At 56.6% G+C, this 8,745-nt stretch carries 5 protein-coding genes and 1 tRNA gene; 2 read left to right on the plus strand and 4 right to left on the minus strand.

What is annotated here, in order from left to right; all coding sequences use genetic code 11:
- The first annotated feature begins 34 nt into the window (after positions 1-34).
- Positions 35-1,054: a ZIP family metal transporter gene (locus VGE80_RS05115; protein WP_440591910.1), complete on the plus strand. Its 1,020-nt coding sequence runs from the start codon at positions 35-37 to the stop codon at positions 1,052-1,054.
- A gap of 1,142 nt (positions 1,055-2,196) precedes the next feature.
- Here the strand turns inward: VGE80_RS05115 and VGE80_RS05120 are convergent.
- The 4 genes from VGE80_RS05120 to VGE80_RS05135 all read right to left on the minus strand — a co-directional run bounded on the left by VGE80_RS05120 (position 2,197) and on the right by VGE80_RS05135 (position 7,118).
- Positions 2,197-2,784, minus strand: a complete 588-nt coding sequence (locus VGE80_RS05120) for a hypothetical protein (RefSeq protein ID WP_440591907.1) — start codon at positions 2,782-2,784, stop codon at positions 2,197-2,199.
- 1,441 nt (positions 2,785-4,225) lie between these two features.
- Positions 4,226-5,734, minus strand: a complete 1,509-nt coding sequence (locus VGE80_RS05125; RefSeq protein ID WP_440591908.1) for a sulfatase — start codon at positions 5,732-5,734, stop codon at positions 4,226-4,228.
- A 572-nt stretch (positions 5,735-6,306) separates the two neighbouring features.
- A tRNA-Ser gene (locus VGE80_RS05130) sits at positions 6,307-6,393 on the minus strand.
- Between the two features lie 503 nt (positions 6,394-6,896).
- A complete protein-coding gene (locus VGE80_RS05135; protein WP_373650976.1) occupies positions 6,897-7,118 on the minus strand; it encodes a hypothetical protein in 222 nt (73 codons plus the stop codon).
- A 741-nt stretch (positions 7,119-7,859) separates the two neighbouring features.
- Between VGE80_RS05135 and VGE80_RS05140 the strand changes: the two genes are divergently transcribed.
- Positions 7,860-8,492 (plus strand): riboflavin synthase, encoded by a 633-nt coding sequence (locus VGE80_RS05140; protein WP_440591909.1) that lies wholly within the window; start codon positions 7,860-7,862, stop codon positions 8,490-8,492.
- Positions 8,493-8,745: the final 253 nt, after the last annotated feature.

Consider the following 8,745-nt stretch of genomic DNA (forward strand, 5'->3'; position numbering starts at 1 on the left):
CGGCACTGGCGCGCTTGCGTCATCGCCGCTCCTCTTGCTTGCGGTCTACTGCGGTCTCATTGCCGTTTCGTCGCTGTGCGGTGGAATGGTGCCGCTGCTGATTCGAATGACCCATACCCGCATGCAGATTCTGGTCAGCGCCGTAGGCGGGTTCATGCTCGGCGTCGGTATTTTTCATCAGCTTCCCCACGCCGTTTCGGCGATCTCGTCCGAAGATGGACACGATTCGTTCGCACTCGACTGGTGTATGGGCTGGCTCATGTTTGGGCTGCTGCTCACTTTCTTCATGTTGCGGATGTTTCATTTTCACAGTCACGGACCCGTGGAAGAAGACAGTCCTCATGATCACGACCATGACCACGATTGCGGTCATGATCATCACCATGCCCATTCTCATGCGCACGACCACTCACATGGACACAGTCACGAACACAGTCATGGGGCGAGTGAGCCCGCCACGCTGAAAGGGGCGAGCTGGATCGGCATCTTGCTGGGTCTCTCGTTGCATACTCTGCTCGACGGTGTTGCTCTGGCAGCGAATGTGAAAGCAGATGCACTTCATTTTCAGGGTTCAACGACATTCGTTCTGCTCGGACTCGGGACGTTTCTGGGTGTTGCGCTGCACAAACCACTCGATTCCATGTCGATTACCTCGCTGATGGCGGCGGGGGGCTGGTCCCGACGTGCCATGCAGATGGTCAACCTTGTCTATGCTTTGATGTGTCCATTGGGGGCATTCCTCTTCTACTTCGGCATTCAGGCCTACTCCGGCGTTCAAGAGAACGTCGTTGCCGCGGCACTTGCCATGTCTGCTGGGGTCTTCATCTGTATTTCGCTCAGTGACCTGCTTCCCGAGGTCCAGTTCCATTCCCACGATCGGTTGAAGTTGTCAGCCTGGCTGCTGTTGGGTGTTGCGACCGCCTGGGGCATCGGTTTCCTCGAACCACCGCATTCCCATGGACATCAGCCGCACACACGTGGCCACCAGCAGGCCCCCCACCAGGGCCAGGATGACCACGATCACAGTCACGGCCCGAGCGGCCACCGTCACTGACGCAGGCGTATTTCAGTAGCCCGCCCGACGAAAGGCACACTGCAAATAGCTGCTCACCGTGAACGAACCCTGTGTTTCAGGGACCTAAGAGAAGCTCAGCTTGTTCAACGGTGGGCATCCTTAGTGTGCTTCATTCCAACTCCAACGAGGCGGACCGAGCATCCTCCTGGCGACCCGCCGATTCGCAGGTGGGGGAACGTCACGTTTGCCGCCATGAACGTGAGAAACGTGGGAAGACTGGGTTCCGCTGGCCAGCTGGCCAGTCCCCTTGAAAACACATAACGTGTTTTCGCTCAACAACATGGGACTGGCCACCGACTGGCCAAGGGCTGGCCAGTTGGCCAGCCGCGGGCTGCAGTGACTGTGATTCGACATCTGCGAAATAAGTTCCGTAGCATTGCAAAAGCCTCTCCCGAACTCCCGTCCGTCCGCATTCTTGAGACGAGCGATCTACCAACGCGAGCAGTGTGATCGCTCGACAGCAACACAGCGAGCCCAAGCATCCAGACATTTGGAACACGGTACATGTTCCGGTCTCGAATGAAGGCGAGGCCAGGAAGACGCCGGCGTCACTCGGCTCGAATTCCTTGATCATCCCATGCGGGGAATTGCCGCATCCGCTCCAGCGCGAATTGCCGGCTACGCACCTCGCCTACACCGAGGATGAAATTTGCTCGCAGATCCTCAGGCCAACGCATCCAAAAAATACCAGGGCAATCGCCAAGCAGATGCACAACGTCCAGTCGATTCGGAGCAGTTGGCACGACCTGAGAACCAACAACAGCGGTGCGATTACGAGACACAGCACCGAGGCAGAGAGCAGAATCACGACCGAATGCATCAGCATGGCCAAAAAGTGAGGTTTGCGGCACCGTAGATTTGTTCTATTCCATCGGCGAGTAAAAGATGCGTTCCAATGCTAACACCGTGAGTTTCTCCGCCTCAAGGCCCGCGCGATTCAGAGGCTGGCACAGGTAGCGCGGTGGGAGCCACCGCGCCGGATACAATCCCAGTCCTGTCGCCTGGAGGCCAGACATGCAATTCGACTTCTGACTCATGCCGACTCCGGAAGTTCTTGCAAGAATAGATGCTGTGCCCTATGCCCGTGCCTCCTGCGAGATTGTTGATCATTCGACAATGGCTCAGAGAGATCGCATTTCAAGCTGTGGTGTTGTTCCATCATGGCCAACGACCCAAATCTTTTGGGGGCACCGTTCGATGCGGAACAATCTCGTCACCGGCGTATGCCATTGCGTCATTACACGCATGCTTCCGATGCAGGGGATTTCCCGTCCGACCAATTCATTGAGCGGCCGGGGCGATTCGACAGACGGCAAAGTCTGCTCTTCCAGTTCGTTACGGATCGTACTCAGAATTGCTTTTGAATGTGCGGCGCTTGCGCCAGCTGTCACTTGTGGATTGGACGTGTACCTTGATTCACGCAGAATTAATCCTTCTGCACATAAGCCGATGCCGATCACCAATATGATGGTAGAATAGGCGCGCATGCACCCGATGGTTGGTGCGATGAACGCTGCTGCCAACACCACAAAGGCCGGTATCAACCATTCGGACAGCAGCCCGCCATTGACCGATAGGTTGACGGAGGAAATGCCGCCAACAACCAGAGAAGGAATGACATACAGGATTTTCTTGAAGAATAGCGCTTCGGTTTCGCGAGGTTCCGATCTACGAAACAGCCAGAGAATTGCGGGCGATAAGGTGACCATCAGGAGTGCGACCGCATGAATGACAATCTTTTCTGTTTGACCTCACTGGCATCTGTTGAAAGCGGGCCAGGATGAGACGACCCTGGCCCATCGCAGTGACCGTTCAGGCACAGACGGTTATTGATAGATGCCCAACCCTACAGCAACTGCCGGGGATGCCGATAACGTATTTCACTGCTCCACACACTTCCATTCCGTCATCGAGCAAATTCTCAATTCGATTTGCCAAAGCATGCGACATACAACCTCTGAGGTAGATGTCGGAGTGGCCATCCGTGATGTTTTTCAAAAGGGTCGTTACGTCCGTGTCGGGAAGTGAGATTGTGCCATTCACGCATACCAGAAAATCATTGACCCCGGTACCTGCATTGATTCTGTCAGGACCGGCATGCCCTCTCTTCCGGTCCAAGGGGCCAATCGTTCGAATAGCCTAGCCGGTAGCTAGGACACGATTCGGGAGAACAGCAAAAGGCCTGAAGGGCCGACCGTTCTCCTTGGACACGTTCGACGGAGAAAGGGATATGGTGTTTGCAGCCCTTTCGGGGTTTTTCAACAGGCTGATAGCGGGTATCCGGATGTGCAGTGTCCCCGTGTCTTTGGACTCTATTTTCAGTGTCCCTCAAGCCATAAAAAGAAAACTCATAGGCTACTTTTGCCCGAGAACTAAATTGCACTCGGAACGGAATCCCTTGACGGGCAGGTAGATGAGCCAGATGAGAAGGAGCCGAACAGGGGCCGTAGGGGCCGTAGTCACGGGCAGAGGCGGGAAAATGAATCGGTTGTGGCTCTCGGTGTGCGTTCGAACGGTCGGCCCTTCAGGCCTGATGATGTTCAATCGAATCACCTCCCAGCCCGATGGGCTGGGCTATGGGAACGGATGGCCCTTTGGGCCGGAAGAGATAGCATCTGCATCTGCATCTGCGGTTGCGGTGGGGTTTTGATCGATGTTGGCATTTTCGAATGTCGGTGGGAATTTGCCATGGTTCATTCACACGATGGCCATCAATGGCCTCTTCCGGCCCAACGGGCCATCCGTTCCCATAGCCCGGCCCAACGGGCTGGGTTTCGGGGAGCCGGCATTTATTGAGGCCTGAAGGGCCGGTCGTTCATTCGAATTGAAACCGGTGTTGCCGTGCGAGTTCGCCAGGTTCAGATGGGACCACGATTTTTTGGTTGAATCACGTCCCAGCCCGATCGGCTGGGCTATGTGGACTCTGTGAACGAATGGCCCTTTGGGCCGGACGAAATGAGACGCTGTAAGAGCCAATGGGTTATCATTAGGAATTCGGCTTGGCGAAATTACGGAGGTCCCGTTCGCCAGTAAAATTGGCTGTGCCCTCATGGGAATCCGTCCTATTCCTTGCGAGCGAGCGGCGGACGCTTGGGAATTGCTGTGCCGCTGCTCGAATCGTGTTCTGCGTTGGGGGGGATTTGGCCGACGCTATTTCCGGGTTGCTTTCGCTGTTTTGCCTTCGTTCTTCGTGGGCATCGGGGCCTTCACTTCAGCTCGCCAGGCGATGAGGCGGTCGTGGAGTTCCTTGACTTTGGCGGGTTCGGATTTGGCGAGATTTTTTGATTCGCTGATGTCGTCGGCGAGGTTGTAGAGTTCCAGGCGGCCGTCCTCGAAAAACTCCATCAGTTTCCAGTCACCTGCGTGGATGAGACTCACAGGTGTCGTTCGCCAGTGTCCGTCGCCCCAGCCGAGGTAGCCGGGGAAGTGTGCGAAGATTGCATCTCGCTGCGGTTTGGCCGCGGAATCCCGGAATAATTTGACCAGGCTTTCTCCATCGAGTGTCTGCCGGGGCTGTGGAGCACTGGCGATTTCGAGGAGGGTCGGGAACAGGTCGACATGGATTGTTGGCACGTTCGATGACGATCCCGGTTTGGTCACACCAGGCCAGCGGACGACGAACGGGACGCGAGTCCCCCCCTCGTAGAGGCTCCCTTTCCCGCTGCGGAGCGGCGCGTTGTCAGTGATGCCAGCATCGTCGTCGGCGGCCCCTTTCGCCTTCTTTCCCTTGTTTGCCTTCCCTTTTGCACCCGGCTCGCGTTCCAGGCCGTCTGGTCGGTCGTACCCACCCACTCCCCCATTATCACTGGTGAAGATGAGGATCGTGTTTTCGGCCAGGTTCAGCTCATCCAGGGTCTGCATCACGCGACCAACGCTCTCGTCTACTGATGCAATCATGGCGGCGTAGGTGGAGCTGTTATGGCCGTTCACCGGAGCCTTTCCTTTGAATCGATCAACTAGTTCCGCCTTGGCCTGATGGGGAGAGTGGACGCCAAAATGGGGCAGGTAGAGGAAGAAGGGTTCGTCCTTGTGCCGCTGGATGAAATCGACCGCCTGATCGGTAAGGAAATCGGCGAGATATTCTCCCTGAGGGTATTCGGTCTTGGGTTCGGTATTAAAGTCAAAATGCTTCCCCGCAGAGACGATGTCTTCGTCAAAACCTCGGTTCTGCGGAAGGTATTCTCCCTTCTGGCCGAGGTGCCATTTGCCAAACATGCCTGTTACGTAGCCGGCAGCCTTCAGTTGATTGGGGATGATGTCGCGATCGAGCGGCAGGTTCGTGACGTTGTCGACGGGTCGCAAAGGGCGTTTGCTCCAGTCGAAGCGATCGATTCCTCCCACGGTGTAAACCCCGGTTCGCGCCCCGTATTGTCCGCTCAGGATCGCCGCCCGGGACGGCGCGCAATTCTGGCAGTGGTGGTGATTCAGGAGTTTGGTTCCCTGCGTCGCGAGTCGGTCGATGTTCGGCGTTTCGTAGTATTGGCTGCCGAAGCAGGCCACGTCTGTGTAACCCAGGTCATCTGCCATGATGAAAATGATGTTCGGCTTGGCGGACGGATCTGCTCCGACGGCATCACGCACATACGTACTTGCGAGCAGTTGCAGGAATGTCAGTAGAGCAACACGCGTCAGGGGGATTTGTAGGTTGGATGTCATCATGATTCCGCAGGGTTTTACGACAGGAGATCTCGCGACGCAGGCATTGTTTCACACGTGCGACGGTTTTGGCAAGAATGGCACTTCCGCCCGCGACCCGGAATGACTCGGTCACTTCGGGTTCCCGGAGAGTTTCCGTTGCGGATTTTTTTCAGGCTGACTTGAGGGGAACTGGGCGGGGGCCACTTGGTCGAGCGGATATGGGTTGCTCGGCTCGATGGCTGAGCACGAATCTGTTGGGGACTGCTTTTGGGTGACCTCTTGTGCTTCGCACGCGGGTAGCCCGGAGGACCGTGCAACTGGACCGTCCAACCCGCGCTACCCCTTGCGTTGTCTTGAACGCACTCGTCTTTGTTGACGATTCCCACTTGCTGGCGATTCCACTCCCCGTTCCGGGCATTCGAGTACGATGGAGCATGCACTTTCAGGCACAGGTTCAGTCTCGATCCGAAGAGGAAGGTGATAAGTGGACTGCTGCTGCTCTGGGAATAACTGGGTGACTACCTTGGGAGGGGGAAAAACAAACGCCCCTTCGACACGGGGTCCAAGGGGCGTTTGTCAAAACTGATATCAAGCGGAGAGGGTGGGATTTGAACCCACGGTGATATTGCTACCACACTGGATTTCGAGTCCAGCACAATCGGCCACTCTGTCACCTCTCCGGGGTCTGTCTTACTGCTACCCGGTTTGAACTGGTTCGCTGCGGTATCTTAATACCGCGAACGGCTCAGGCTGATCCGAATTTGGCAATACAGCAATTCGTTGACACCCGGCAGTTCAGGCTGTCGGCGTCAGCGACATCACTCCCCGATGCAATCAGGGGCGATGTGTGGCGGATTCTAGCGAAACTTTTGCCGGGGGCAAACCCAAACTGCCGGACAAACCGTTCGCGGCATGGTGACCGTTGGGACGGACTTTGGGCGCGAGATCAGAGTGGGGGCAAGAAATTGCGTCGTGCGCAGTCTTGCGAAAGAGATAGCCATCCAGACGAGTGGTCGCGGATGAATCATTTCATCCGGTCATTGGCCGGGTTGGAAGGTCGCGCTTGCAGTGGTGGAAGCGGTCAACCGGCAATGTCACGCGGCGGAACAGAGAGCACTAAGAAGCGTGCTGAAGGGCGTTGATGTGGCCCAGGAGCCCAGAGGCACGGAGATGCAGGCTCTTCTCATCCCATACAATCGACGAGGCTGTCTTCGAAGATTTCGTCATGATCCCAGGCGTCCATTGCGCTGAGCAGTTTCCTTGGGAAAAGGGTGATGTTGACGCTGTCTTCGCTGTTTCCATCCATGAGCTGAACGCTCGCTTTGATGAACAGGTAGACGGGGGCGTCCTGAAGGTCTGCGACTTTTTCGATCCAGTCTCGCAACTGCTGACGCTCATCTTTCATGAGGCGTTCGTAATGCGAGCGGAATTCGGCGAAATCCTGGTCGCGACCTTGTATGCATCTGGTAAGCGAGTTGCGAAGAGCGCGATCACCGTCTCGACTATCGAAATTTGACATGGAATACCTTGCTCGATCGAGGCTGGAAGTTTGAGAACTTTTGATTCTAGACCTCACCCCCTCAGCGGCAATAAAATTTTCTCTGCCTGCCAGCAGGATGCCTCCGCGAAGCTTGATTTCTGCCGCAACCTCGCTTTTCCACTGGGGATAGTGGCCCCGTCTTTAACGGTGTAGTCTCAGAAGCGGTGCCTTGAAACTCGTCGCGCGTGACGGCAGTGCTGCTTCCAATTCCGTCAGATCCATGTTGGCGCCGATGGGAATGGCTCGCGTGGTTCTGCCTCTGCGGCGGTCGGTTTGACAATCTGTGCCGACCGTGACGAGCGGCTGTCGGATAACCGAAGACATCGATCCACATGAGAACACAGTGGCCCACTCGGATGGGGCAATTTGTCTCCTTTGCAAATCCGCTCTGTTTGACCGACAGTTGTGTCAGGCTGGGGACCATTCGCGAGTTGGCAGATGGTCTGTTCCAGCGGGGGGGCTGATGCCGCGCTTCCTGGCGACAGAGTCGGCTGCGTGGTTTCCTGCTGGTGGTTTCGGGTCGGGTACTCGCTGAACCAGTGGGCCGGTGCCACAGGCATATAATTGTCGCCGCCTGTTTCTTTTCAAATTTGATGAGTTGATTTTATGTTTACGGGATTGGTCGAGGGGTTGGGGCAGATCGTATCGCTGGTGCCGGAACCGGCCGGAGTTCGAGTTACGCTGAAGCCACCCACGGAAATGCTGACACCGGGTCAGGCTGGCTCCCCGCCGACGGCCTGCGGTGACAGTATTGCCATCAATGGCTGTTGTCTGACGGTGATCGCGATCGAGGAGGGAAGCTGGTCGTTTCAGGCCGGGGCCGAGACGCTGTCGAAGACGAACCTTGGACAGCTTCAGTCAGGAGACGTGGTGAATCTGGAACGTTCGCTGCCGGTCAACGGGCGACTGGGAGGGCACTTCGTGCAGGGGCACGTCGATGGCGTCGGCACGGTGGAGTCGATTGAGAGAGACTCGGACTGGGTCAACATGGTCTTCCGGGTGCCGACTTCGCTGAGCGAACTGATGGTTCCGAAAGGTTCGGTGGCGGTCGACGGAGTCAGCCTGACGCTGGTCAACGTCGACGAGACCACCTTCAGTATCGCATTGATCCCTCATACGTTGTCCGTTACGACATTGGGACGACGAGCGGTCGGACAAACGGTCAACATCGAGACGGACATCCTGGGGAAATATGCCCGAAAGTTTCTGACAGGACAGCGGGGTCTCCCGACGATTTGATGTCGCGGCAGGCACGAACGCCAGGGGTGTCGTTCGAGGTGAAGCGGTTCCCCATCTCAAGGGCTGTTCTGAATGTGGCACACCCCCCCAACTCCCCTTCGCGAGTCAGACAGAACTCGCGATTGTCGCCAGTTCGACTGTCTGTGGCTTCGCGAAAAGGTGAAATTCTTCGGAGCCTGTTTTCCGGTCATCACGGCAGAGCGTGGTGAAGTCGGCCGAGTCCAGGTCTTCCTGCTGGCCGTGGTCTCGGGAA

The organism is Schlesneria sp. (genome assembly GCF_036405755.1).
Lineage (GTDB): Bacteria > Planctomycetota > Planctomycetia > Planctomycetales > Planctomycetaceae > Schlesneria > Schlesneria sphaerica.

What these genes read in the sequence shown, in the direction of transcription:
- VGE80_RS05125 (WP_440591908.1), bottom strand. Translation starts at nt 5,734, where the DNA reads ATGATGACATCCAACCTACAAATCCCCCTGACGCGTGTTGCTCTACTG.
- VGE80_RS05140 (WP_440591909.1), top strand. Translation starts at nt 7,860, where the DNA reads ATGTTTACGGGATTGGTCGAGGGGTTGGGGCAGATCGTATCGCTGGTG.
- VGE80_RS05120 (WP_440591907.1), bottom strand. Translation starts at nt 2,784, where the DNA reads ATGGTCACCTTATCGCCCGCAATTCTCTGGCTGTTTCGTAGATCGGAA.
- VGE80_RS05135 (WP_373650976.1), bottom strand. Translation starts at nt 7,118, where the DNA reads ATGAAAGATGAGCGTCAGCAGTTGCGAGACTGGATCGAAAAAGTCGCA.